Consider the following 23,536-nt stretch of genomic DNA (forward strand, 5'->3'; position numbering starts at 1 on the left):
CGCCGCTTCTTCCGACTCCGATACCTAGACAAGGGAACTGCATCATGACCATTTTGGCGAATTTTACTCGCCGCCTGACGCTGGCCGCCACCCTGGCCACGGCGCTGGCGGCCTTCGGGCCCGCCGCGCAGGCGGCCGGCTTTCCGGCCGAGGGGCGGCCCGTGCGCATCGTGGTGGGATTCCCGCCCGGCGGCGGGGCGGACGTACTGGCGCGCGCCATCGCTCCCGGCCTGGCCGGCAAGCTGTCGGGCAATGTCATCGTCGAGAACCGTCCGGGCGCCGGCGGCCTGACCGCCACCGAATACGTCGCCAAGTCGGCCCCCGACGGGTACACGCTGTATATCGCCACGCCGGGCTCGTTCACCATCTGGCCCAACCTGCGCAAGCTGAACTACGATCCCAGCAAGGACTTCGCGCCCATCAGCACGCTGGTGACCATGCCCAATCTGCTGGTGGTCTCGCCTTCCACGCCGTATCGGTCCGTCAAGGACGTGATCGCGGCGGCCAAGGCGCCCGGCGGGCAGATCGACTACGCCTCGGGCGGGGTGGCGACCATCGGGCAGATCGCCGGCGAACAGTTCAAGCTGATGGCGGGCCTGAAGATGACGCACGTGCCCTACAAGGGCACCACGCCGGCGCTGACCGACGTGATGGGCGGGCTGGTGCCGCTGACGTTCTGCGATCCGTCGGCCAAGGGCATGATCGATTCGGGCAAGCTGCGCCTGCTGGCGGTCACCACCTCGAAGCGTTCGCCGCTGTTTCCCGATACGCCCACCATGGATGAGGCCGGCGTTCCCGGCTACGATCTGATGAACTGGTACGGCATCGTGGCGCCGGCCGGCACGCCGGCCGAGGTGGTCCAGCGCCTGAACGACGCGCTGGTCGAGGTGATGGCCCAGCCCGAGGTGGTCCAGCGCCTGGCGGCCGCGGGCATGGAAGCGACCTCGAGCGCGCCGGACGGCTTCGGCCGCCTGATGGCCACCGAACGCGCCAAGTGGGGCAAGCTGGTCGAGCAGGCCAACATGCGCGCGGAATAAGGCGCCAGGCGGCGCGGCCCTGGCCGCGCCGCCGCTGTTTTCTCTTTTCGTGGATACGCGATGAGCTCTGCTTCCGATTCCGCGCCTTCGGCCAGCCGGCCCGGCGACCCCGAACATCCCCACAGCGCGCACTGGGGCGCGTTCTACGCCGCCTTCGATGGCCAGGCCGTGCGGGTGCGCCCGCATCCGGACGACCCGGACCCCAGCCCGCTCATCGACAATTTCACCAATGCGCTGCGGCACCCGGTACGCGTGACCGCGCCCATGGTGCGGCGCGGCTGGCTCGAGCGCGGGCCGGGCGCGGACCAGGCGCGCGGCGCCGACGAATTCGTGGCGGTGTCGTGGGACGAGGCGCTGGATCTGGTGGCGCGCGAACTGGCGCGCGTGCGCGACGCGCATGGCCCGCAGGCCGTGTTCGGGGGCTCGTACGGCTGGTCCAGCGCTGGGCGCTTCCATCATGCCCAGAGCCAGGTGCACCGTTTCCTCAATACGGCGCTGGGCGGCTACGTGCGCTCGGTCAACAACTACAGCGCCGGCGCTTCGGCGGTCATCCTGCCGCACGTGCTGGGTCCGCTCGACGACGTGGCGCGGCGCAATGTCACCTGGCAGCAGATCGTCGAGCATACCGACGTGGTGCTGGCCTTCGGCGGCATGGCGCTGCGCAATACCCAGGTGGCCAGCGGCGGCGTCAGTCGCCACACCGAGCGCGGCGCCATGCGCGCGGCCGCCCGGCGCGGCTGCCGCTTCGTGTGCATCAGCCCCTTGCGCGACGATTTGCCCGAGGAGGCCGCGGCGAGCTGGCTGCCGGCGCGCCCGGGCACCGACGCGGCGCTCATGCTGGCGCTGTTGCACGTGCTGGTCGACGAAGGCCTGCACGACCGCGCGTTCGTGGCGCGCTATTGCGCGGGCTGGGAGACCTTCGAGGATTACCTGATGGGCCGCGCCGACGGCCAGCCCAAGAACCCGGCCTGGGCCGCCGCGCTGACCGGCCTGGCCGAGGCCGACATCGCCGCGCTGGCGCGCATGCTGCCGTCGCGGCGGGTGCTGGTGGTGGTGTCGCATTCGCTGCAGCGCGCCGAGCATGGCGAGCAGCCGGTCTGGCTGGGCGCGGTGCTGGCGGCGGCGCTGGGGCAGGTGGGGCTGCCCGGCGGGGGCTACAACTACGCGCTGGGCACCCTGGCGCATTACGGCAAGCGCAACAACGCCGTGCCCATCGCGGCGCTGCCGCAGGGCAGGAATGGCGTGGACGCCTACATTCCGGTGGCGCGCATCGCCGACATGCTGCTCAAGCCGGGCGAGCCGTTCGACTACAACGGCCAGCGCCTGCGCTATCCGCATGTGCGCCTGGCGTATTGGGCCGGCGGCAATCCCTTCCATCACCACCAGGACCTGGCGCGGCTGCGCGCGGCGTTCCGGCGCCTCGATACCCTCATCGTGCACGAGACGGTCTGGACCGCCACGGCGCGCCACGCCGACATCGTCCTGCCGTGCACCATGACGCTGGAGCGCGAGGATATCGGCGGCACGCCGACCGATCCGCTGCTGGTGGCGATGCACCGCGTCGCGCCGCCGGTGGGGCTGGCGCGCGACGACTACGATATCTTCGCCGACCTGGCCGGGCGGCTGCAGCGGCGCGCCGCCTTTACCGAGGGGCGCGACAGCCGCGGATGGCTGCGGCACATCTACGAAACCACCCGCGCGGCCCTGGCCGCGCGCGGCGACGAGGCGCCGGACTTCGACACGTTCTGGGCGCGCGGCGAATTGCGCCTGCCGCAGGCGGACGACGACGGCGGGCTGTTGCGGGCGTTCCGCCAGGATCCCCAGGGCCGGCCGCTGCCCACCCCCAGCGGCCGGATACAGGTCAGTTCGCCCACGGTGGCGTCGTTCGGCTATGCCGATTGCCCGGGGCACCCGGCCTGGCTCGCGCCGGCCGACGCGCCCGATGCGCAGTGGCCGCTGTACCTGGTGGCCAACCAGCCGGCCACCCGGCTGCACAGCCAGCTGGATTTCGGCGCGCACAGCGCCGCCGCCAAGCGCCACGGCCGCGAGGTATGCCAGGTGCACCCGGCCGATGCCGCCGCGCGCGGGATCGCCGACGGCGACGTGGTGCGCCTGTTCAACGCGCGCGGCGCCTGCCTGGCGGCGGCGCGCGTCACCGATGCCATCATGCGGGGCGTGGTGCAGCTGCCCACGGGCGCCTGGTACGACCCGCAGGACGTGCACGCCGAGCGGCCCATGTGCATGCATGGCAACCCCAATGTGCTCACGCGCGATGTCGGCACCTCGTCGCTGGCCCAAGGGTGCACGGGCCAGCTGACCGCCGTGCAGATGGAGCGCTACGACGGCCCCTTGCCGCCGGTGCGCGCCTACGAGCCGCCGGTGCCGGCGGCCCGCGGGTAGCGGGCGCGGCGCCTAGCGCGTCACCGGATAGACGGCCGGCTGGCGCTGGCCCAGGTGCGGGCCGCCCTGGGCGCGGACGGCGGCGATGTCGGGCCAGTCGGCCAGCAGGATCTGCTCCTCGCCGCTGGGGCCGAAGATGCAGCTCGTGCCCAGGAAGGCGACGCCGCGCTCGGTGCCGACGCGGTCGGCCGCCACCACGACCAGCTCGTTGCTTACCGCCGTGGCCGCCATCAGGTGGTACCCCTGCGGCAGGCCGTAGGCGTCGAACGCGTCGGCCGTGCGCACGCTCTTGCTCCAGTTGGCCGGCGCCGCCACCACATCGACGCCGTCCAGGGCGTAGTTGCGGCACACCTCGGGAAACCACATGTCATAGCAGATGGCCAGGCCGATGCGGCCCAGCGGCGTATCGACGCAGGTCAGCGCGTCGCCGACGTCGAACAGCCGCTGCTCGATGCCGCGCACATGCAGCTTGCGATGCCGGTGCAGCTCGCCGTTCGGCCCCACCAGCACGGCGGTGTTGTAGATTTTCGCGCCGTCGGTCTCGGACAGGCCGGCCACGATCCAGGCGCCGGTTTCGCGGCTGACCTGGCTCCAGGCCCGGGTGGACGGGCCCGGCACCGTTTCGCTGACGGCGCGGATTTCGTCGCGGCTGTCGAAGACCAGGCCGCCGACGCAGCATTCCGGCAGCACGATCAGATTGGCGCCGGCGGCCGCGGCCTGGCGCGCCAGCTCGCAGCTCCTGGCGCGGTTGGCGTCGTTTTCTCCCTGCCGCACATCGAATTGGATGGCGGCGATCTTTCCGGTCGGGGTCATGGGTTTGCAGTCCTCAATGCACGGTCGCGGGCGCCGTCTCGTCTTCGGTGGCGCCCAGGTAGGCCCGCTTGATATCGGGGTCGTTCATGATCTGGCGCGCCGGTCCTTCCTTGAACTTGCGGCCGGTCTCCAGCACCACGGCAGTGTCCGAGATCAGCAGCGCGCCGTGCAGGTTCTGCTCGACCATCATGACGGTCAGGCCGGCGCCGCGGATCTCCTGCACCGAATCGAACACCTCCTGCTGCATCTTGGGCGACAGCCCCAGCGAGGGTTCGTCCAGCAGGAGCAGGCGCGGATGCATTTCCAGCACCATGGCGGTTTCGAGGATCTGCTGCTCGCCGCCGCTGAGATTGCCCGCCAGGCTGTGGTACTTGCGCTTGAGCATGGGAAACAGCGCCAGGACTTCCTCCATGGCGCGCTGCTTGTCGGCGCGGCCCAGCAGGTAGGCGCCCATTTCCAGGTTCTCGCCCACGCTCATGCGCGGGAAGTTGCAGCGTCCCTGCGGCACGATGCCGATGCCGGCGCGCAGGCGGGCATCGCAGGCCAGCCGGTCGATCGGCCGGCCCTCGAAGCGGATCGCGCCGCCGAACTGGCGCACCATGCCGAAAATGGCCTTCAGCAGCGTGGACTTGCCCGCGCCATTGCCGCCCAGCAGGGTCGTGACCGTGCCGGCGGGAATGGTCAGCGAGATGTCGCGGACGATGGGCGTGTCGGTGTAGCCGGCCGAAAAGCCGGCAAGCTCCAGGCACGGGGCGGTATCAGGCATGATGGCTTTCCTCCTGCGGCGCGCTGCCGAGATAGGCGTTGACGACGCGTTCGTCGCTGCGGATGATCGAAGGCGCGCCTTCGACCAGTTTGCGGCCGGATTCCATCACCACGACCTGGTGGCAGCGGCGCATCACGAAATTCATGTTGTGCTCGACGATGAGAAAGGTCTGGCCGGCGCGGTTCAGGTCGTCGATGATGCGCTCGATGTTGGCGATCATGGTCGGGTTCACGCCGGCCAGCGGCTCGTCCAGGATGGCCACGCTGGGGCGCGACATCAGGCAGGCGGCCAGGGCCACCAGTTTCTTCTGGCCATACGACAGGATGCCGGCCGGCAGGCTGTCGTAGCGGCTCAGGCCTACCTCGGCGATCAGTTCGCGGGCGCGCTCGCCGGCCGCCGCCTCGCTGTCGCGCAGCGCGCGGCGGTTCAGGAACGCGTCCAGCCAGCCGTGGCCGTCGTACTCCTGCGCGGCGATGAGCAGGTTTTCGCGCACCGTCAGCTCGTCGTACAGCCGGATGTTCTGGAAGGTGCGGGTCAGGCCGCGCCGCGCGATGGCGTGCGGGGGCAGGCCGCCGATATCCGCGCCGGCCAGCTGAACCCGGCCGGCGTCCGGCGGCTGGAAGCCGCTGATGCAATCGATCGAGGTGCTCTTGCCGCAGCCGTTGGGGCCGATCAGTCCAGTCACCGAGCCGGCCGGCACGTCGAAGTCCAGGCCGTCGACCGCGCGCACGCCGGCAAAGGCCTTGGCCAGCCCGCGCACCGACAGGGCGGGGGTGTTGGGGGTTGGGGCCTTCATCGCAGGGTCCTCCTGATGCGTTCGAGCCGGCGTTCGCGGAAATAGCCCGCGATGCCCTGGGGCAGGGCCAGGATTGCGGCCACCAGCACGCAGCCCAGCAGCACCAGCCGCAGGTCCGGGCTGACGCGCAGCAGTTCCGGGATGATGGTGAAGACCGCGCTGGCGGCGATCACGCCCCAGAAGCTGCCGGTGCCGCCGATGATCACCATGATGAGGATCATCTGCGTGTAGTAGAAGTCGAAGATCGACGGGTCGACCACGCTCAGGTAGAACACGAACAGCCCGCCCGTCATGCCGGCGACCAGCGCCGAGACGGCGAAGGCCAGCAGCTTGTAGCGCAGCGTCGCGACGCCCTGCGACTGGGTCAGCGGCTCGTTCTGCTTGATGGCCAGCAGCGTGCGCCCGATGCGCGATCCGACCAGCCGGTGCACGCCGGCCAGGGCCAGCACGGCAAAGGCCAGCATGATGAAATAGAACACCAGCGGGTTGGCCGAGCTGAGCTGGCCCAGGCCGGGCAGGGCCAGCTCCAGCGTGGGCAGGTTGGGAATGCCCAGCGGCCCGCGCGTGAGATCCACCCAGTCCTTGGCCACCAGCTGCATCAGCAGCACCAGGCTCAAGGTGACGATGGCGAACGAATGCCGCGACAGGCGCAGCGACGCGTAGCCGATCACCAGCGAGGCGGCCACCGCCACCGCGCCGCCGGCCAGCACGCCCAGCCAGGGCGACCAATGGGCGTCGACGGCCAGCAGCGCGGCCGTATAGCCGCCGATGCCCCAGAACGCGATCTGCGCGAACGACAGCAGGCCCGTGAAACCGTAGATGAGGTTCAGGCTGGTGGCCAGCACCGCGAACACGATGGCCATGATCGCCACTTTCAGGGCGTAGCCGCCCAGGCCCGCGAACGGCAGTGCCAGCAGCACCAGCGCGCCGGCCAGCAGCCAGGGCGCCGCGCGCCGCCGCGACGCAACGCCCAGCGGCAAGTCGAGGGTTTGTTCTTTCATACTCGCATCCCCTTGCCGAACAGGCCCAGCGGGCGCACCAGCAGGATAAGAATCATGATGATGAAAGCCAGCGCGTCCTGCAGCACGACCGAGCCGAAGCCGCCGGCCAGGCTTTCGGTCATGCCGACGATCAGCGCGGCGATGATGGCGCCCCAGATGTTGCCCAGGCCGCCGATGATGATGATGGCGAACGCCTTGAACACGAACGGCATGCCCATCAGCGGATGCACGGTGTACAGCGGCGCCAGTACGCCGCCGGCCAGCCCGCACAGGGCCGCGCCCAGCACGAACACCGTGCGCGCGATGGTGCGCGGCCGCATGCCGACCATCAGCGCGGCCTCGCGGTTCTGCGCCAGGGCGCGCATGGACTTGCCGCTGCGGGTCCATTTCAGGAAGGCGTGCAGCAGCACGATGGCGGCGATGGCCAGGCAGAAGGCGATCAGCCGCAGCACGCCGATGCTGAGGTTGCCCACCTGAAAGGCGTCGAAGCCGTATTCCGTGGTGATGGTGCGGGGCGTGGCGCGCAGCAGGTAGAGCGCGCCGTTCTGGATGATCATGGCCAGGCCCAGCGTCAGCAGGATGCCTTTCTGGAAGTCGTCCGACTTGAGCGTGAACAGCACGCTGTCGAACAGCAGCAGCCCCGCCGCGGCGACCAGCAGCGTGGCCACCAGGATGCTGGGCCAGTAGCCCAAGCCCAGCGTGGAGACGGCGAAAAAGGCCGCGAAACCGCCCAGCATGACGAGTTCGCCATGCGCGAAGTTGACGATTTCCAGCACGCCATAGATCAGGGAAAGGCCGACGGCCACCAGCGCATAGATGGCGCCGATGGCCAGGCCGTTGATGATCAGTTGAAGAATGAAGTCGGTCATGGAGTCATCCGAAGAAGTCGATGCCTGTCGGGGCCGCCGCGCCCGGCGGCGGCCGCAGCGGGGATCAGGTGCCCGGCGTGGCGACAACCTTGACCTTGCCGTCCTCCACCTTGAGGATGACCGCGTTGTTGTGCGCCTGGTTGTTCTTGTCGAAGGCGACGCGCCCGCCCATCATCGAGGCGTAGTCGCTGGCCTGGATGGCGTCGCGCACCGCCTTGCGGTCGACCGACCCGGCGCGCTTGATGGCGTCGGCCAGCAGCTGGATGTTCTCGTACGAGATGGCGCTTTGCAGCAGCGGGTCTTCCTTGTACTTTTCCTTGTACGCCTTGACGAACGCCTGGTTGGCGGGCGTGTCGAGCTCGGCCGCGTACTGGAACACGCTGGTCGCGCCGTTGATCGCGCCGCTCTTGATGCCCTCGGCCTGCAGGCTGCCCAGTTCGATGCGGCCGGTCAGCGGCACCCGCATGCCGAAGCCGCGGTACTGGCGGATGAAGTTGATCTGGTCGGCGCCCACCGTATACAGCGCGATCGCGTCCGGAGCGGCCAGCTTCAGGCGCGTGAGCACGGTGGTGAAGTCCTGCGTGCCCTTGTCGTAGTACTCCGAGGACGTGATGGTCACGCCCAGCGGCTTGAGCGCCTTGGCGATGGCGGCGGCGCCGCCCCGGCCGTAGTCGGTGTTCTCGCCCAGCACGGCGATCTTCTTGAAGCGCGCCTCGTCCTTGAGGTAGGTGGCCAGCGCCACCGCCATGCTGTCGTCGCTGGGGCCGGCCCGGAACGTCCAGATATTGCCGCCCGCGCCGGCCTTCTCGGTAATGCTGGCGGCCGACGACGAGCTGACCAGCATGGGCACGCTGGCGCGTTCGACGATGGGCATCAGGGCCAGGGTGACCGAGCTGCACATCGCGCCGCTCACGGCGACCAGGTCGCGGTTTTCCAGCATCCGCCCGACGCTGTTGACGCCTTCGGCCGGGTTGCAGGCATTGTCCTGGACATTCAGTTGCAAGGGGCGCCCCAGCACCCCGCCGGCGGCGTTGATCTGCTCGACCGCCAGTTCGGCGCCCCAGCGGTCATGCTGGCCCTGGAAGGCCGCGCTGCCGGACAGCGGCGTGGAAACGCCGACGACGATGGGTTGGGCGATGGCGCCGGTTGCGGCCAGCGTGGCCGCCAGCGTGGCGGCCAGGGCCAGCCGTTTGCTTGCATTCATATGTCTTCCCCTTGTTGTGAGAGTGTCGGAAACTGCCGCGAATCAGTCTAGGAAACCCGACGGGTGGCAACAAGGCGAAGCGTCAATGAAAGTGATTAGTTTCGCTAATCTATTGGCTGGGGACAGGGGAGGGCCGGGCGGGCCGGCCGTGGGCTAGTGGCGCGAGGCGGCCGCCTTGCGCGCGAGGATCTCGGCCTGCTTGCGCCAGGCGGCGCAATCGATTTCCTCGATCACCACGCCGGTGGTCTTGTCGATCACATTGGCGGCGCGCTTTTGCTCTCCGGGGATGCCGCGGTCCACGCATTGCTGCTGCGCGGCGCCGGTGGCGATCTGCAGGTTGGTCAATCCCACGGCGTTGGGATCGGCCTTTTTCCAGGCGCCGTTCATGTCCTGGACGTCGATGACGTACTGGGCGCCGGCGCCGGCCGTGGCCGCCATCAATGCCGCGGCGAGCGCGGCCTGCATCGTCTTCATGCGAGTCTCCCTGTCTGCTCGTGCCGAGCAGGCTAGCAGTTTCGCGGCCGCGGCGAACTCGGCCAAATGGATGCCGCATTTTGCCCGAGCCGCCCGCGGCGGGCGATTGCGCCGCCGACGCGGCCATCTACCGGCGCCTGGCCGGGGGCTGAGCGACGCGGCGCAGGACGTGTCTTGACAATGTTTGACGGTACGGCGCGGCGCGCTGCGGTAGTCTTGCGCTCGCCGGATGCGGGCCGTCGCGCGCGTCCGCCGATCGGCGCGTCCGCGGCCGGTCCAAGAGAGCAGTCATGACAGCATCCGTATTGAACTACACCCTGAGGCAAACCAGTCAACCCACCGAAGCGCAACGGCGCGCCCTGCGCACCCTCGAGACAGCGCGCCAGCTGATGGCCGAGAGCGGCGCGACCCCGCCCGCGGCCGACCCGGTATCGACCGAGGCCGAGCTGGTCGCGTACCTGAACCAACGCTACGCCAGGCCGGCCAACCGTTAGGGCGCGCGATACAGGCTGCGCGCGGTATGTAACGCGACGATAGTTTTGTATTCACGGCGTTACGAGTGGAAAGTGGCCGCCGGGTACACTGCTGGCGATCGAATTTCTTCGCCTTCAGCCATGTCCAATCTCATCGTGCACGGCGGCAAGCCGCTGCGTGGCCGTATCACGCCTTCCGCCAACAAGAACGCCGTCCTGCCCGTGCTGTGCGCCACGCTGCTGACCAGCGAACCGCTGCGCCTGCATCGGGTGCCCGACATCACCGATGTGCGCAAGATCCTGGATATCTTCCGCATGCTGGGCAGCGAAGTGCGCATGGACCATGCCACCGACACGCTGGAGCTGCATCACCGCGCCACGCGCTTTGACGCCGCCACCCACCGGCTGCCGGAGGAAATGCGCTCGTCCATCATGCTGGTGCCGCCGCTGCTGGCGCGCTTCGGCGTGGCGCGGCTGGAGGACAACGTCAAGGGCTGCACGCTGGGCGTGCGCGAGATCGACCCGCACGTGGACGTGTTCTGCCGTTTCGGCGGCGCGGTGACGCGCGCCGAAGGCTCGCTGCTGGTGCACAGCGCCGGCGACCTGGTTCCCAACGACCACTGGCTCGATTATGCGTCGGTCATCACCACGGAGAATTTCGTGCTGTGCGCGGCGGCGGCGCCGGGCGTTTCGACGCTGACCAACGCGGCCTCGGAGCCGCACGTGCAGGAGTTCTGCCGCTTCATGACGCTGATGGGCGTGCGCATCGAGGGCATCGGCACGTCGCGCCTGACCGTGCACGGCGGCGGCGCCCTGGGCGGCGGCGAGTTCACCTTCGACGAAGACTTCCACGAAATCACGACCTTCCTGGCGCTGGGCGCCATCACCGGCGGCGACGTGGCGGTGCGCAACAGCGCGCCGGGCAACTTCCCCCTGATCGACCGCACCTTCGCCAAGTTCGGCGTGCGCATCACGCACGAGGACGGCTGGTCGCGCGCCAGCACGCCGGGCAGCCTGCAGGTGCAGACGCCGTTCACCAGCAATGTGCTGACCAAGGTCGAAGCGGCGCCGTGGCCGTATTTTCCGGTGGACCTGCTGCCGATTTTCATCGCGCTGGGCGTGCGGGCGCGCGGCAACGCCATGTTCTGGAACAAGGTATACGACGGGGCCATGGGCTGGACGGGCGAACTGTCCAAGTTCGGCGCGCACGTGTTCCTGTCCGACCCGCACCGCCTCATCACCTTCGGCGGCAGCCCGCTGACGCCGGCCAGCGTCGAAAGCCCGTACATCATCCGCGTGGCGATCGCGCTGTTCATGGTGGCGGCCAGCATCGAAGGCCGCTCGGAAATCCGCAACGCCACGCCCATCCGCCGCGCCCACCCGCGCTTCGTCGAAAACCTGCGCAGCCTGGGCGTGGAAGTGGAGTGGGAGAGCGAAGAGTAATCCACTCTGGTGCCTGTCCCCGCGCGGACAGGCACCCGCGTCAGACGCTCAGCGCCGCCACATCCACGCCCGGCAGCGCGCGCAGTTGCGCGGGGGCGAGCAGCAGCTTGGCGGTGCGCACGCCCGCGCCCATGACGACGTGGGGACGCCGCATGACGGCCTCGTCGACCAGGATCGGCCAGCCGGCCGGCAGGCCGAAGGCGGTGATGCCGCCGAATTCCATCCCGGTCAGGGCGGTCGCGTCTTCGCGCCTGGCGAACGACAGGCGCTGCGCGCCCAGCCGGGCCTTGGCCGCGCCGTTGACATCCAGCCGCCGGTCGCCCAGCGCGACCACGGCCGCGTAGTGTTCGCCGCCGTCCTTCCTGTAGCGCAGCACCAGGGTGTTGGCGCAGTCCTGCAGGCCGAAGCCGTAGCGTTCGCTGAACTGCGCGGTGTCGGAGTGCGCGTCGTCCACCGCGAACACCAGCAGGCCGTCGGGCAGCCCCGCAGCCACGCAGGCCGGCAGGCGCGCGGCGCGCTGCTCGGCGGCGATGATGTCGAAGCTGAACTTCTCGGCGTGGTCGGACAGGGACATGGCGCGCATCGATACCAGGAAACAACGATGCGCGCCATTGTAGCGGCGCGGCGCTAACTGGCCGCCGCGCCGCCCAGCTCCCATTGCGACAGGCCGCGCGTCAGCTCCAGCGCCTGGCGTTCGAACAGGCGCCGGTACACGCCGCCGTGCAGGCGGATCAGCGCTTCGTGGCTGCCTTCCTCGATGACGCGGCCCCGGTCCATGACCAGCAGGCGATCCAGCGCGCGGACGGTGGACAGGCGGTGCGCCACCACCAGCGTGGTGCGGCCCTCCATCAGGCGCTCCATGGCCCGCTGGATGAGCACCTCGCTTTCGCTGTCCAGGCTGGAGGTGGCTTCGTCCAGGATGAGGATGGGCGCATCGGCCAGGAAGGCGCGCGCGATCGCCACGCGCTGGCGTTCCCCGCCCGACAGCTTGACGCCGCGCTCGCCCACCAGCGTGTCGTAGCCCTTGGGCAGCGCCATGATGAAGTCGTGCGCGCTGGCCAGCCGGGCGGCGCGCTCGATCTCGGCCTGCGTGGCCCCGGGCCGCCCGTAGGCGATGTTCTCGGCCAGCGAGCGGTGGAACAGCACCGGGTCCTGCTGCACGATGGCGATCTGGCTGCGCAGCGACGCCTGCCGCACCGCGGCGATATCCTGCCCGTCGATGGTGATGCGCCCGCCGTCCACGTCGTACAGGCGCTGGATCAGCTTGATGAACGTGGTCTTGCCCGAGCCGGAGTGGCCGACCAGGCCGACCCGTTCGCCCGGCGCGATGCGCACCGAGAAGTCGCGGTACAGCGGCTGCTCGTGCGGGCCATAGCGGAACGTGACGTTCTCGAAGCGGATCTCGCCCGCGCCGATGTCGATCGGCCCGGCGCCGGGCAGGTCCTCGACATCCAGCGGCTGGCGCTGCAGCGAGACCAGCTCCTCCATGTCGTTGATCGAGCGCTGCAGGTTGCGGATGTTCATGCCCACGTCGCGCAGGTAGCCCTGCAGCATGAAGAAGGTCGTGAAGGCGAAGGTCACGTCGCCCACGCTGGCCTGGCCGCGCTGCCACAGCAGCAGCGCCACGCCGAGGATGGCCGCCTGCATGGCCACCAGCATCGCGCCCTGCACGCCGCCGTTGATGGTTCCGCGCACCCACCCGCGCCGGGTGCGGTGGCGCCATTTGCCGGTGACGCGGGCCAGCCGGGCTTCCTCGCGCCATTCGGCGCCGAAGGCCTTGACCACGGCGTTGCAGCTCACCGCGTCGGCCAGCGCGCCGCCCATGCGGGTATCCCACGCGTTGCCCAGGCGCGCCGCGGGCGCCACGTAGCCCAGCGACAGCGCCATCGTCACCGCCACGTACAGCAGCGAGCCCAGTCCGACCACCAGCCCCATGAGGGGCCAGTGCCAGCCCAGCAGAGCGGTGGCGCCGGCCAGCATGACCAGCGAGGGCAGCAGGGCGATCAGCAGCGTGTCGTTGAGCAGGTCCAGCGCCCACATGCCGCGCGTGATCTTGCGCACGGTCGAGCCGGCGAAGGTGTTGGCGTGCCAGTCGGACGACAGCCGCTGCACCTGGTGGAAGGCCAGGCCGGCGATGTCGTGCATCATCTTCAGCGTCAGCGCGATGATGTTCATGAAGATGGCCTGGCGCAGCAAGGTGGCGCCCACGCCCAGCGCGATCAGCAGCCAGAAGGCGCCGAGCGCGGCGTTGCGCGCCACCGTGTCGGCGGGCGCGCCGCCGGCCACGGCGTCGATCAGCCGGCCGACATACAGGGGCGTGAGGATGTCGGCCAGCGCCGAGAGCAGCGCCAGCATGGCGATGAGGCCGATGCGCCAGGGTTGCCTGGCCCAGTGCCTGAAAGTAAAGCCGAGAACGGCCTTGAACGCGGATCCGCGCAAGTCGAGTTTATTGCGAGCCATTTGCCAGGGTCCGGCCACGCGGCGCGCGCCAGGACGTCAGTAGAAAGTGAATGTCAGCCAGCGCGGGCCGCCCATGGGGGGCCGGCAGGCTACGGATTGCGTAGGGGAGGGCGCGTGGGCCGCGATGCGGCCCGGCGCGGGCTGCGACCTAATGGCGCGGCGGGGTCACGCGCGGAGTGGCGATGTGCGGTACGAGCATGGGGCGCCTCCGGGTGAGTGATCGTGGATGGGAACGAGGGCCCGTGAGCAGGGCCCGAAGTGCGATCCTAGCAGCGAGCCCGGAGCGCGCGCAAGATTCGCCGCCGCCGGCGTTGCGTAATCGACACGGAAGGCGCGTGCCGGGCCGGGCGCGCCGGGTCTCTACAATATGTCCCAACATGATCGATGGAGGATGAGGCATGGACGCGGATTTCTGGCTGGATCGTTGGCGCGAAGGGCGCACGCATTTTCACCAGACGCGGGTGACGCCGCTGCTGCAAAAATACTGGCCGGCGCTGGACGTGCCGGCCGGCGGCCAGGTGCTGGTTCCGCTGGCGGGCAAGTCGCTCGACATGGTGTGGCTGGCCGGGCAGGGGCTGCGCGTGCTGGGCGTGGAGCTGTCGCAACTGGCGGTCGAGCAGTTCTTCGACGAGAACGGCCTGCGCCCAGAGATCCACCAATCGGCGCAGGGCCGCCACTATGTGGCGGGCAACCTCGAACTGATCTGCGGCGACGTGTTCGCGCTGGAAGACGCCACGCTGGCCGCCTGCGCCGGCGTGTACGACCGCGCCGCGCTGGTGGCGCTGCCCGAGCCCATGCGCAAGCGCTATGCGCGCGAGGTCTATGGCCGCCTGGGCCGGGGCTGCCGGGGCATTCTCATCACGCTGGACTATCCGCAGGACCAGATGGAAGGTCCGCCCTTTTCCGTGGACGACGCCGAAGTGCAGGCGCTGTATGCCGGCCATACCGAGGCCCGCCTGATCGACCGGCGCGACATCCTCGACAAGGAGCCCAAGTTCAACCAGCGCGGCGTGGCGCGGCTGGACACGCTGGTATACCGGCTCGAACGCCTGGGCTGAGCGCGGCGATGCTGCGCCTTGTTACCGACATCCATGCCTGGTTGCGATGGGCGGGCCTACACTTGCGCCGTCTCCCACAACAGGAATATGGGCATGAAATCGATACTCGGGCTGTTGCTTGCCGCGGCGCTGCTGGGCGGCTGTGCCGTCTATACCCCGCACGGCGCGGTCGTGGTGGATCCGCCCGACCGCGGCGGCGGCGGCTTCTGTCCGCCCGGCCAGGCCAAGAAGGGCAACTGCTGACTGCGCACGGCTGAGCGCGGCGCGCCGCATGCGCGGCGCCGAAATCGCTACACTGGACGTACGGGCGCGCGTCGGCGCATCGGCCGCGCCGCGCCCAAGGAGGCGATCATGAAATTCTGCATGGCGACATTGATGCTGGCGGCCAGCCTGGCGCTGGCCGGCTGCGCGGGCGGGCAGGGTTCGCAGCCGGGCCCGCCGCATCCCGGCGCAGTCAACCCCTACAGCAGCGGCGGTTTCCACGACGCCGGCCCGGACTACCCCGATACCGGCCGTTGAACCGCGCGGCCTTATTTGCTGCGCACGTAGTTGCGTATTTCACGCGCGACGTTATCGGTCCATTCGTCGATCAGCGGCTTGAGCGCCTCGGCCGGCACCGAGGCCTGGCCCTGGGCGATGGCGCGCACGCGCTCGCCAGTGCCCCCGCGCACCGACGCCCACAGCAACTGGCCCGTCTGGCTGTCGGTGACCTTGCTTTCGATCGCGATGGTGGCCTGCTGCGGCCGGCCGCCTTCCAGCACGGCCCTGGCGCCGGTGATGGCCAGCGCCACGGGGATGTACTGGTAGGCCGCCAGCGCCTCGCTTTCGCTGCCGACCGCCGTGATTGCGATGCGCGCCTTGGCCACGCCCGGGCCGGGGCCGTTGACCAGGCGGATCTCGCGGCCGATCTTGCGGCGCAGCGACTGGTCCAGGTAGTTCTGCAGTTCGGTCAGCGTTTCCATCGACACCTGCGCCGACGGTTGCGGGCTGGGATAGTACTCGACCGGCGACAGCCACATGGCGGTGTACTGGCGCGGCTTGAGCGCGGCGTCGCGGTAGATCAGCCGCGCGCCGCCGGGCACTTGCTCCTCGCGCAACTGCGAGTAATCGCCGAGAAAGCCCGACTCCTTCGGGGCGCGCTAGCTGGCGCAGCCGGCCAGCAACAGGGCAGCGGCGCTGAGCGCTGCGATTCGATACAGGGACGACTTCATAGCGGGTTTCCCTACAAAAGAGACGTTGGCCCAGGAGACGGGTGGCCCAGCATACGCGGCGCGGCACCCCCCTGCAACGCGGGCACGCACGCAACGGCGCCGCTCATCCGTCGGGACGGCTGCCGATGGCCGAGCCCGGCCAGGCCCGGCGCCGGGATCCGCGGCATGGTCTGGTAAAATAATAAAGATTTCGTAATAAATCGGCAATTTTCGGCGCTGCCCGGCGCCCCGCCAGCTTCCCGGCTGCGTGCCGGCAGTCCTGCCTTGCCCCGACATTCCCTATGCCCGATGCTCACGACCCGTACCTGGTAAGCGGCAGGTTCGAAATCGCCAACCTGCTGCAGACGCTCCAGGCCCGCCAGTGCCTGCTGCTCATGCGCATCCCGGGCCGCCCCTTCAACAGCGTGACCTCCGTGCTGCACGTGGATGCGCAGGCAGGCCAGGTCGTGCTGGACGCGGCCCAGGACGACACCCTCAATCAGCGCCTGGCCGATGCCGGCGATGTGGCTTTCGACACCTCGCTGGATAACATCAGCATTTCGTTTGCCGCCGCGCGCGTGACGCGCTGCGAGTTCGAGGCGCGGCCGGCCCTGCTGGTCGATCTGCCCGAAACCCTGACCAGGGTGCAGCGGCGCGATACGTTCCGCATCGCCGTGCCGGTGGCGCAGCCCGCGACCTGGGTGCGCGAGGCGGGCGGGGCCGAGCCGCTGGCGCTGTGCGACATCAGCCCGGGCGGCCTGGCGCTGGCCGACCCCCAGCAGACGCTGGACCCGGCGCCGGGCAAGATCTACCGCGGCGTGCTGGCCTTGCCGGAGCTGGGCGCGTTCGCCGCGGCGATCCGCGTGGTCCATCACCTGGACGAGGTCTTGGCCAAGGGCAAGACCAGCCGGCGCATCGGCTGCGCGTTCGTCGAGCTCGACAAGGGCACGGGCATCCGCATCCAGGCCTATGTCAACGCCTTGCAGCGCGACCAGATCGCGCGCCAGCGCGGCCTGTAGGCCCGCCGCGTCCGCTCAGGGCACCAGCGACAGGCCGATGCGGAACTGCGAGTCGTGGCGCTGGTCGTAGCCCAGCAGCGTCTCGCCGTAGCCGTTGAAGTACTGCAGGTGCAGGTAGCCGTTCATGTCCAGCCAGGTCCGCTTCAGCGGCCAGGCGAAGTCCAGCTGGGTGGTGCGCCGGCTGCTGGCGCCCTGGCGGTACATGGCCGACACCACCGCGCCGCCGTCCTGCGCCCAGCGCAGGTTCCAGTCCACATAGCCGGCATAGTCGGCGTAGTCGCGGTTTTCGCGCGCCACGCCGAAGTAGGTCTTGACCTTGGGCGCGAAGGTCAGCGTGCTGCCGCTGTCGAAGCGGTAGTTCAGCGCCGGCTGCACGTAGGCGTCGTTGAGCGAGCGCGAGTCGTTGCCGCTCTTGCCGTTGGACTGGTGTTCGACGCCGGTGTTCAGGCCGACGCGCCAGTTCTGGCTGGCCGACGACCAGATATTGTCCGATAGCCAGAATGCGCTGGGGTTGAAGGTGGTGTCGATGAAAGGCTTGGAGTCGCCTTCCAGGTCCCACAGCGAAGTCTGGGTGTAGCCCAGGTAGAAGTTCTCGCCGAAGGTGGCCGGACGGTCGCCCTTGGGCGAGAACAGCCGGTATTTGGCGCTGATCTGGAAGCGCGCGGTGGTCTGCTCGCGCGTGCCGATGTCGAAGTACATCGGTTGGTACTCGCTGATGGCGCTGCGGAACACATCGAACGCGCTGGCCGGCTGGAAGGTCTGGCTGACGGCCACCTGCGCCGGCGCCGGGCCGGAGTCGGGCGAGACGCCGGCCGCCGTCACGGCCGCCGGCGGCAGGGGCTGCCCGGTGCGCGCATCGGGCACCGGCACATCGGCCGGCGTGCTGGCCAGCGTATCCTGCTCGCGGCCGGTGGCGTCCAGCGCCAACATGGTGGACTCGCCCTCGATCGACACCGCCTGCAGGCCGCGCGCGTGCACCGGCACCACGGCGTCCCAGCTCATGCGGGCGAAATTGTTGACGGGGATGTTCAGCGCCGCCTCGCCCGCGGGGCGCTGCGCCAGGCTGCGTATGGTCTGGCCGTCGGCGCCGCGCCACTGCAATACCAGCTGCTGCGGCGCGTTCCACGCCGCGCTGGCCGAACCATCGTTGAAGAACACGGCCTCTAGGCGCACCGTCTCGCCCGGCGCCGCCGCGGGGCGGTCGAGCCGGTAGGAAATGCCGGCGAGAGCGGGAAGCGACATTCCCGCCAGCGCCAGCGCGAGCGCGCCAGCCAGGGCGGGGCGAATGAACGGGGATCGGGGGTCCGGCACTTGCATAGGAAACGACCAGCTATGGTGACGGCGAACTGTAGCATTCGACGCTGTAGCCGTTGAAACGCCATGTAAGGCAGGCTTGCATGCCGCTGGTGAAAAGGCCGAGCCGCCGCGGGCAGGCGGCGGGCTACAAGCGGTTACTCGCCGAACCGGATGCCTTGCGCCAGGGGCAGCGCGCGCGAGTAATTGACGGTGTTGGTGGCGCGCCGCATATAGTGCTTCCAGGCGTCCGAGCCGGATTCGCGGCCGCCGCCGGTTTCCTTCTCGCCGCCGAAGGCGCCACCGATCTCCGCGCCCGAGGTGCCGATGTTCACGTTGGCGATGCCGCAGTCCGACCCGGCGGACGACAGGAACGCCTCGGCTTCGCGCAGGTCGTTGGTGAAGATGGCGGACGACAGGCCTTGCGGCACGCCGTTGTGCATGGCCAGCGCCGCCGGGAAGTCGCCGTAGCGCATGACATACAGGATGGGGGCGAAGGTCTCGTGGCAGACCACGTCGGTCTGGCCCGGCATTTCGACGATGGCCGGGCGCACGTACCAGGCGTCGGGATATCGCTCGGCCAGTAGGCGCTCGCCGCCGCTGACCTGGCCGCCCTGTTCGCGCGCGGCCGTCAGCGCGGCCTGCATGGCGTCGTACGCAGCGCGGTCGATCAGCGGCCCGACCAGGGTGCCGGGCTGCAGCGGGTCGCCCACCGTCGCGCTGGCGTAGGCCTGCTTCAGGCGCGCGACCAGGGTATCGGCGATATCGGTGTGCGCGATCAGGCGGCGCGTGGTGGTGCAGCGCTGGCCGGCCGTGCCGATGGCGCCGAACACGATGCCGCGCGTGGCCATCTCCAGGTCGGCGCTGGGCGCGACGATGATGGCGTTGTTGCCGCCCAGCTCCAGCAGGACGCGGCCGAAGCGCTGCGCCACGCGCGGGCCCACCTGCCGGCCCATGCGGGTCGAGCCGGTGGCCGATACCAGCGCCACGTCATGCGAATCGACCAGCGCCTCGCCAAGCTGGCGCCCGCCTATCAGTACTTCGGCCAGCCCGGCCGGCGCTTCGCCGTAATCCTGCAGGGCGCGCGCCAGCAGCGCCTGGCAGGCCAGCGCGGTCAGCGGCGTTTTTTCGGAAGGCTTCCAGACCACGGCATTGCCGCACACCAGCGCCAGCGCGGCGTTCCAGGACCAGACCGCGACCGGGAAGTTGAACGCGCTGATCACGCCGACCACGCCCAGCGGATGCCAGGTTTCCATCATGCGGTGGCCGGGGCGCTCGGACGCGATGGTCAGCCCGTACAACTGGCGCGACAGGCCGACGGCGAAATCGCAGATATCGATCATCTCCTGCACTTCGCCGGCGCCTTCGGCGAGGATCTTGCCGGCCTCCAGCGAGACCAGCCGGCCCAGCGCCTCCTTGTGCTCGCGCAGCACGTCGCCGAACCGGCGCACCAGCTCGCCGCGCCGCGGCGCGGGCACGTCGCGCCATTGCTGGCTGGCCTGGCGCGCGCGGGTGATCGCGGCATGCGCCTGCGCCACGCTGTGCTCGGGAACGCGGGCCAGCAGCGCGCCGTCGATGGGGCTGCGGGCCCGCAGGCTGCCCTGGGCCAGGGCGGCGGGGTCCAGCCCCAGCTTGCGCAAGAGATCGGAAGGCGTATCCATGATTGCTCCTGTAAGCGTGGCAACGGCGGCATTGAAGCCGGAAAAACAGACACCGTACTACGTCGCCGGCATGCCGTGGGCATCGATCGGCGGGGGCGATTGGGCCGGCCTGCGTCTTCCGGGGTAAAATGCGCGCCCGGCCATGCGCCCGCCGGCATCGCCGCGCCGCGCGCATTCCGTACCGCCCTTAGCTCAGTTGGATAGAGCACAGGTCTTCTAAACCTGGGGTCACAAGTTCGAATCTTGTAGGGCGGGCCACAGCTTTCCCGCGCATTGCGGCCAGACCGGAAATCCCATGCAGATCACTGATTTGCATGGGATTTTTTTGCGCTTCGGCGCCGTGGCCGCCCTGGGTTGCCCACCCTGAAGATAATAATGGTTACTTCGAGTTTTATTTAATGGCATATTGACGCCAGTCCTTCAGGCTTGCCGGAGGGGCCGGAGGGCTTCGCCGGGGCTGCCCGCGGCGGTCCGCTTCCCCGATCCAATCGCCGTGCGGCGGCGCGCAGTCCTGCCGCATGGCTCCAGCGAGGGTGTGCAAGATGGGAAATGGTGCTCGACGCTTGCGGGGCTGGCCGGTGCGCCTGCTCATCGCGGGCCTGGCCGTCGCCGCGATTTTCCTGGTCGCGGCCGTCCTGATCGCGCTGAGCTGGATGAACTCGCGCAACCTGCTGCTCGACGCGGCCGCGCGCACCGCCAACGATGCGGCGCAGATCACCTTCGAGCGCACGCGCCGGATGATCGAGCCGGCCTCGGCCACCTTGCGCACCCTGTCGTTCGATCCCATCGTGAGCGCGCCGCGCCTGCAGGACCGCCTGGAGCGCATGCGGCTGCTGGCCGAAGAGCTGGCTGCCAATCCCTTGATTTCCGCGCTGTACGTCGGCTATGACAACGGGGATTTCCTGCTGGCCCGCATGCTCGACGACCCGGGCATCCGCCAGCATTTCGGCGCGCCCGGGCAGGCCCGCTTCCTGGTGCAGACGGTCACCCGCGCGGCCGACGGCACGGCCAAGGGAGATTTCCTGTTCTACGACGGCGGGCTGAGCCCGATTACGCGCCGCAGCGAGGCCGATTACCGGTACGACCCGCGCGAGCGGCCCTGGTATGCGAACGCCGGCGAGGGCGCGGCCTTGACCATCTCCGCGCCCTATGTGTTTTTCTCGACCCGCCAGGTGGGCGTCAGCCTGTCGCGGCGGGCCGAGGGCGGCAAGGCCATCGTGGGCCTGGACATCGTGCTGGACGACCTGGGCAGGATGCTGGACGAACTGCGCATCACGCCGAGCGCCGAGCTTGCGCTGGTCGACGGCAGCGGCGCGGTGGTCGCCTACCGCGACCCGCAGGTCCTCACGGCCAGGGCCCAGGCCGCGGGAGATACGCACCTGCGGCCGCTGGACGACCTGGGGGTCGAGCCCTTGTCGGATCTGCGCCGGATCGCCCGCGACGGCCGACCCGTCTCGTATGACGTCGCAGGACATGAGTGGCTGGGGGTCATGCTGCCTTTCGACGGCTTCGACAATGTGGACCTCCGCCTGCTGTTGACGGCGCCGGCCGACGAACTGCTGGGCGACCTGCAGCACGACCGTCAGCGCATGGTCCTGATCACCGGGGGCCTGATCCTGCTGTTCCTGGGCCTGGGGTGGTGGGGCGGCAGCCGCATCGGGCGGGCGCTGGAGCGCACCACCGCGCAGGCCAAGCGCATGTCCGCCTTCGATTTCAGCCGGCCGCCGGATGCGCCGGCATGGCTGCGCGAGACCAGGGAGCTCAATGGCGTCATGGACAACGTCAGCAACACGGTCGAGGCCTTCCTGGCGATCAGCGACGTGCTCGGCGCCGAGCCCCGCATCGAAACCATGCTGGCCCAGGTGCTGGAGAAGTTCGTCCATGCCACGCGTTGCCGCAGTGGCGCCATCTACCTGCTGCAGAAGGACTCGCGAACCATGGCCCGGGCGGCCGTTGCCGGCGATGCGCACGGCCTGGAGGAATCGCTGCCGTGCGCTGGCGGCGGCGATGCGGCGCCCGCGGCAGGCGCCGCGGACGGCTTGCAGCGCGTCCAGTTCGAGCTGCGCAGCCGCGCCGGCCGGGTGGAGGGCCTGCTGGTGCTGCGCCACGCCCAGGACCAGGACCATGCCGCGCCGGGGTTCCAGGCCTTTGCGTTTCGCCTGACCGGCATGTTGAGCGCGGCGATCGAGACGCGGCAGTTGATCGAGTCGCAGAAGCAGTTGTTCGACGCGGTGATCCGGGTGCTCGCCGATGCGATCGACGCCAAGAGCCCCTATACCGGCGGCCACTGCGAGCGGGTGCCCGCGCTGGCGATCATGATGACCGACCGCATGTGCGCCGATACCAGCGGCCCCTACGCCGACTTCACGTTCACCGAGGACGAGCGCTACGCGTTCTACCTGGCCGCCTGGCTGCACGATTGCGGCAAGATCACCAGCGCCGAGCATATCGTGGACAAGGCCACCAAGCTGGAGGTCATCTACAACCGCATCCATGAAATCCGCATGCGTTTCGAGGTGCTGTGGCGCGACGCGGAGATCGCGCACCTGCGCGCGTGCCTGGACGGGCAGCCGGCCGCGGCCAGCGCCCAGGCGCGCGACGAACGGCAGGCGCAACTGCAGGACGACTTCCGGTTCGTCGCCGAATGCAACCTGGGCGGCGAGTTTCTCGCCGACGAGGCAATCGAGCGCCTGCGCCGGCTGGGGCAGGCAACCTGGCTGCGCCATTTCGACGATGGCCTGGGCCTGGCCGCGGCCGAGCGGCGCCGCCTCGAGGGCAGCCGCGCCGGCGCGCCGGCGCTGCCGGCCATCGAACCGCTGCTGGCCGACAAGCCGCAGCACCGGGTGGAGTGGGGCGACAACAAGCCCGCCGTCGAGCGCGACGATCCGCGCAACGCGCTGGGCTTCGACATGAAGCTGCCGGCGTACCGGCAGGACATGGGCGAACTGCACAACCTGAGCATCCGGCGCGGCACCCTGACCGACGAGGATCGCTTCGCGATCAACGACCACATCGTGCAGACCCTGATCATGCTCAAGCAGCTGCCGTGGCCGCGCCACCTGGAGCGGGTGCCGGACATCGCCGCGAACCATCACGAGAAAATGGACGGCACGGGCTATCCGCGCCGCCTGCCGGGCGAGGCGCTGCACCTGACCGAGCGGGTGATGGCGGTGGCCGACGTGTTCGAGGCGTTGACGGCCGCGGACCGTCCCTACAAGCTGCCCAAAACGCTGTCCGAATCCCTGCGCATCATGGCGGTCATGTGCAAGGAGCGGCATCTCGACACCGAGCTCTATCTGTATTTCCTGCGCCACCGCATCTGGCTGGCTTACGCGCAGCAGCACATGAACCCGTCGCAGATCGACGACGTGGACATCGAAGCGCTGGCGCGCATCGCCCAGGGCTGACCCGCCTCTTTCATCCCCTGTCCTGAAGCCGGCCATCCGGCCGCCGCGGCGCAAGCCGCGGGCGGCCGGATGGCCGCGCCCATTCCGTTCTCCTCCCCCTGTGCCAGTCTCGCGCCGCCGGCGATGCGGGAAAACACCTAGTCATCTTAGTTAGATATCTATCTTGTACAAC

20 protein-coding genes, 1 tRNA gene and 1 pseudogene are annotated in these 23,536 nt (G+C 69.5%); 10 read left to right on the plus strand and 12 right to left on the minus strand.

The window, feature by feature from the left end; translation table 11 throughout:
• Positions 1–44: 44 nt before the first annotated feature.
• A complete protein-coding gene (locus LK409_RS08760) occupies positions 45–1,037 on the plus strand; it encodes a tripartite tricarboxylate transporter substrate binding protein (RefSeq protein ID WP_010928391.1) in 993 nt (330 codons plus the stop codon).
• A gap of 60 nt (positions 1,038–1,097) precedes the next feature.
• Entirely contained in the window at positions 1,098–3,437 is a 2,340-nt protein-coding gene (locus tag LK409_RS08765) for a molybdopterin guanine dinucleotide-containing S/N-oxide reductase (RefSeq protein ID WP_003809741.1), read from the plus strand.
• 12 nt (positions 3,438–3,449) lie between these two features.
• On the opposite strand, the gene LK409_RS08770 is transcribed toward LK409_RS08765, so the two are convergent.
• The 7 genes from LK409_RS08770 to LK409_RS08800 form a co-directional block, all read right to left on the minus strand.
• A complete protein-coding gene (locus tag LK409_RS08770; RefSeq protein ID WP_010928392.1) occupies positions 3,450–4,250 on the minus strand; it encodes a nitrilase family protein in 801 nt (266 codons plus the stop codon).
• A 13-nt stretch (positions 4,251–4,263) separates the two neighbouring features.
• Positions 4,264–5,016, minus strand: coding sequence for a branched-chain amino acid ABC transporter ATP-binding protein (locus LK409_RS08775; protein WP_003809746.1), 753 nt, complete (start codon positions 5,014–5,016; stop codon positions 4,264–4,266).
• Positions 5,009–5,812, minus strand: a complete 804-nt coding sequence (locus tag LK409_RS08780) for an ABC transporter ATP-binding protein (protein ID WP_003809748.1) — start codon at positions 5,810–5,812, stop codon at positions 5,009–5,011. The genes LK409_RS08775 and LK409_RS08780 overlap by 8 nt, the downstream gene beginning before the upstream one ends.
• Complete coding sequence (locus tag LK409_RS08785) at positions 5,809–6,813, minus strand: branched-chain amino acid ABC transporter permease (protein ID WP_010928393.1); 1,005 nt, start codon at positions 6,811–6,813, stop codon at positions 5,809–5,811. The genes LK409_RS08780 and LK409_RS08785 overlap by 4 nt, the downstream gene beginning before the upstream one ends.
• Positions 6,810–7,682 (minus strand): branched-chain amino acid ABC transporter permease, encoded by an 873-nt coding sequence (locus tag LK409_RS08790; RefSeq protein WP_003809752.1) that lies wholly within the window; start codon positions 7,680–7,682, stop codon positions 6,810–6,812. The genes LK409_RS08785 and LK409_RS08790 overlap by 4 nt, the downstream gene beginning before the upstream one ends.
• A gap of 64 nt (positions 7,683–7,746) precedes the next feature.
• Positions 7,747–8,886, minus strand: coding sequence for an ABC transporter substrate-binding protein (locus LK409_RS08795; protein WP_010928394.1), 1,140 nt, complete (start codon positions 8,884–8,886; stop codon positions 7,747–7,749).
• A 153-nt stretch (positions 8,887–9,039) separates the two neighbouring features.
• Entirely contained in the window at positions 9,040–9,360 is a 321-nt protein-coding gene (locus LK409_RS08800) for a hypothetical protein (protein ID WP_010928395.1), read from the minus strand.
• A gap of 290 nt (positions 9,361–9,650) precedes the next feature.
• Here LK409_RS08800 and LK409_RS08805 point away from each other — a divergent pair, with 290 nt between their 5' ends.
• Together LK409_RS08805 and LK409_RS08810 are read left to right on the plus strand one after the other, a co-directional pair.
• Positions 9,651–9,854 (plus strand): hypothetical protein, encoded by a 204-nt coding sequence (locus LK409_RS08805; protein WP_010928396.1) that lies wholly within the window; start codon positions 9,651–9,653, stop codon positions 9,852–9,854.
• 120 nt (positions 9,855–9,974) lie between these two features.
• Entirely contained in the window at positions 9,975–11,276 is a 1,302-nt protein-coding gene (locus LK409_RS08810; protein ID WP_010928397.1) for a UDP-N-acetylglucosamine 1-carboxyvinyltransferase, read from the plus strand.
• Positions 11,277–11,316: 40 nt separating this feature from the next.
• On the opposite strand, the gene LK409_RS08815 is transcribed toward LK409_RS08810, so the two are convergent.
• Both LK409_RS08815 and LK409_RS08820 read right to left on the minus strand, forming a co-directional pair.
• The gene (locus LK409_RS08815; protein WP_010928398.1) at positions 11,317–11,859 is read right to left on the minus strand and encodes a YbaK/EbsC family protein; all 543 of its coding nucleotides are present in this window, start codon (positions 11,857–11,859) and stop codon (positions 11,317–11,319) included.
• A 44-nt stretch (positions 11,860–11,903) separates the two neighbouring features.
• Entirely contained in the window at positions 11,904–13,736 is a 1,833-nt protein-coding gene (locus tag LK409_RS08820; RefSeq protein ID WP_041937189.1) for an ABC transporter ATP-binding protein, read from the minus strand.
• Positions 13,737–14,134: 398 nt separating this feature from the next.
• Here LK409_RS08820 and LK409_RS08825 point away from each other — a divergent pair, with 398 nt between their 5' ends.
• From LK409_RS08825 to LK409_RS08835, 3 genes are all read left to right on the plus strand, one after another.
• Positions 14,135–14,794, plus strand: a complete 660-nt coding sequence (locus tag LK409_RS08825) for a thiopurine S-methyltransferase (RefSeq protein ID WP_003809767.1) — start codon at positions 14,135–14,137, stop codon at positions 14,792–14,794.
• Between the two features lie 93 nt (positions 14,795–14,887).
• Positions 14,888–15,037 (plus strand): hypothetical protein, encoded by a 150-nt coding sequence (locus LK409_RS08830; protein ID WP_041937190.1) that lies wholly within the window; start codon positions 14,888–14,890, stop codon positions 15,035–15,037.
• Positions 15,038–15,145: 108 nt separating this feature from the next.
• Complete coding sequence (locus LK409_RS08835) at positions 15,146–15,313, plus strand: hypothetical protein (RefSeq protein WP_003809770.1); 168 nt, start codon at positions 15,146–15,148, stop codon at positions 15,311–15,313.
• An 11-nt stretch (positions 15,314–15,324) separates the two neighbouring features.
• On the opposite strand, the pseudogene LK409_RS08840 reads toward LK409_RS08835, so the two are convergent.
• A pseudogene (locus tag LK409_RS08840) lies at positions 15,325–16,005 on the minus strand (DUF3313 domain-containing protein).
• 281 nt (positions 16,006–16,286) lie between these two features.
• Between LK409_RS08840 and LK409_RS08845 the strand changes: the two are divergent.
• Entirely contained in the window at positions 16,287–17,003 is a 717-nt protein-coding gene (locus LK409_RS08845) for a flagellar brake protein (RefSeq protein ID WP_003809774.1), read from the plus strand.
• 15 nt (positions 17,004–17,018) lie between these two features.
• Here the strand turns inward: LK409_RS08845 and LK409_RS08850 are convergent, their stop codons facing one another.
• Entirely contained in the window at positions 17,019–18,320 is a 1,302-nt protein-coding gene (locus LK409_RS08850) for a phospholipase A (protein WP_010928402.1), read from the minus strand.
• 134 nt (positions 18,321–18,454) lie between these two features.
• Positions 18,455–19,957, minus strand: a complete 1,503-nt coding sequence (gene amaB / locus LK409_RS08855; RefSeq protein ID WP_010926191.1) for an L-piperidine-6-carboxylate dehydrogenase — start codon at positions 19,955–19,957, stop codon at positions 18,455–18,457.
• Between the two features lie 181 nt (positions 19,958–20,138).
• On the opposite strand from amaB, the gene LK409_RS08860 reads away from it, so the two are divergent.
• A tRNA-Arg gene (locus tag LK409_RS08860) sits at positions 20,139–20,215 on the plus strand.
• A gap of 260 nt (positions 20,216–20,475) precedes the next feature.
• Positions 20,476–23,364 (plus strand): HD domain-containing phosphohydrolase, encoded by a 2,889-nt coding sequence (locus LK409_RS08865; RefSeq protein WP_003809780.1) that lies wholly within the window; start codon positions 20,476–20,478, stop codon positions 23,362–23,364.
• The last annotated feature ends 172 nt before the right edge of the window (positions 23,365–23,536 follow it).

The sequence above is a fragment of the Bordetella parapertussis genome, from assembly GCF_020735925.1.
GTDB classification, from domain to species: Bacteria; Pseudomonadota; Gammaproteobacteria; order Burkholderiales; family Burkholderiaceae_B; genus Bordetella; species Bordetella pertussis.

Coding starts and splice junctions, on each gene's coding strand:
- LK409_RS08805 (WP_010928396.1), top strand. CDS start 9,651: ATGACAGCATCCGTATTGAACTACACCCTGAGGCAAACCAGTCAACCC.
- LK409_RS08845 (WP_003809774.1), top strand. CDS start 16,287: ATGCCCGATGCTCACGACCCGTACCTGGTAAGCGGCAGGTTCGAAATC.
- LK409_RS08810 (WP_010928397.1), top strand. CDS start 9,975: ATGTCCAATCTCATCGTGCACGGCGGCAAGCCGCTGCGTGGCCGTATC.
- LK409_RS08775 (WP_003809746.1), bottom strand. CDS start 5,016: ATGCCTGATACCGCCCCGTGCCTGGAGCTTGCCGGCTTTTCGGCCGGC.
- amaB (WP_010926191.1), bottom strand. CDS start 19,957: ATGGATACGCCTTCCGATCTCTTGCGCAAGCTGGGGCTGGACCCCGCC.
- LK409_RS08830 (WP_041937190.1), top strand. CDS start 14,888: ATGAAATCGATACTCGGGCTGTTGCTTGCCGCGGCGCTGCTGGGCGGC.
- LK409_RS08795 (WP_010928394.1), bottom strand. CDS start 8,886: ATGAATGCAAGCAAACGGCTGGCCCTGGCCGCCACGCTGGCGGCCACG.
- LK409_RS08785 (WP_010928393.1), bottom strand. CDS start 6,813: ATGAAAGAACAAACCCTCGACTTGCCGCTGGGCGTTGCGTCGCGGCGG.
- LK409_RS08770 (WP_010928392.1), bottom strand. CDS start 4,250: ATGACCCCGACCGGAAAGATCGCCGCCATCCAATTCGATGTGCGGCAG.
- LK409_RS08780 (WP_003809748.1), bottom strand. CDS start 5,812: ATGAAGGCCCCAACCCCCAACACCCCCGCCCTGTCGGTGCGCGGGCTG.
- LK409_RS08835 (WP_003809770.1), top strand. CDS start 15,146: ATGAAATTCTGCATGGCGACATTGATGCTGGCGGCCAGCCTGGCGCTG.
- LK409_RS08765 (WP_003809741.1), top strand. CDS start 1,098: ATGAGCTCTGCTTCCGATTCCGCGCCTTCGGCCAGCCGGCCCGGCGAC.
- LK409_RS08760 (WP_010928391.1), top strand. CDS start 45: ATGACCATTTTGGCGAATTTTACTCGCCGCCTGACGCTGGCCGCCACC.
- LK409_RS08790 (WP_003809752.1), bottom strand. CDS start 7,682: ATGACCGACTTCATTCTTCAACTGATCATCAACGGCCTGGCCATCGGC.
- LK409_RS08800 (WP_010928395.1), bottom strand. CDS start 9,360: ATGAAGACGATGCAGGCCGCGCTCGCCGCGGCATTGATGGCGGCCACG.
- LK409_RS08820 (WP_041937189.1), bottom strand. CDS start 13,736: ATGGCTCGCAATAAACTCGACTTGCGCGGATCCGCGTTCAAGGCCGTT.
- LK409_RS08815 (WP_010928398.1), bottom strand. CDS start 11,859: ATGCGCGCCATGTCCCTGTCCGACCACGCCGAGAAGTTCAGCTTCGAC.
- LK409_RS08865 (WP_003809780.1), top strand. CDS start 20,476: ATGGCTCCAGCGAGGGTGTGCAAGATGGGAAATGGTGCTCGACGCTTG.
- LK409_RS08850 (WP_010928402.1), bottom strand. CDS start 18,320: ATGCAAGTGCCGGACCCCCGATCCCCGTTCATTCGCCCCGCCCTGGCT.
- LK409_RS08825 (WP_003809767.1), top strand. CDS start 14,135: ATGGACGCGGATTTCTGGCTGGATCGTTGGCGCGAAGGGCGCACGCAT.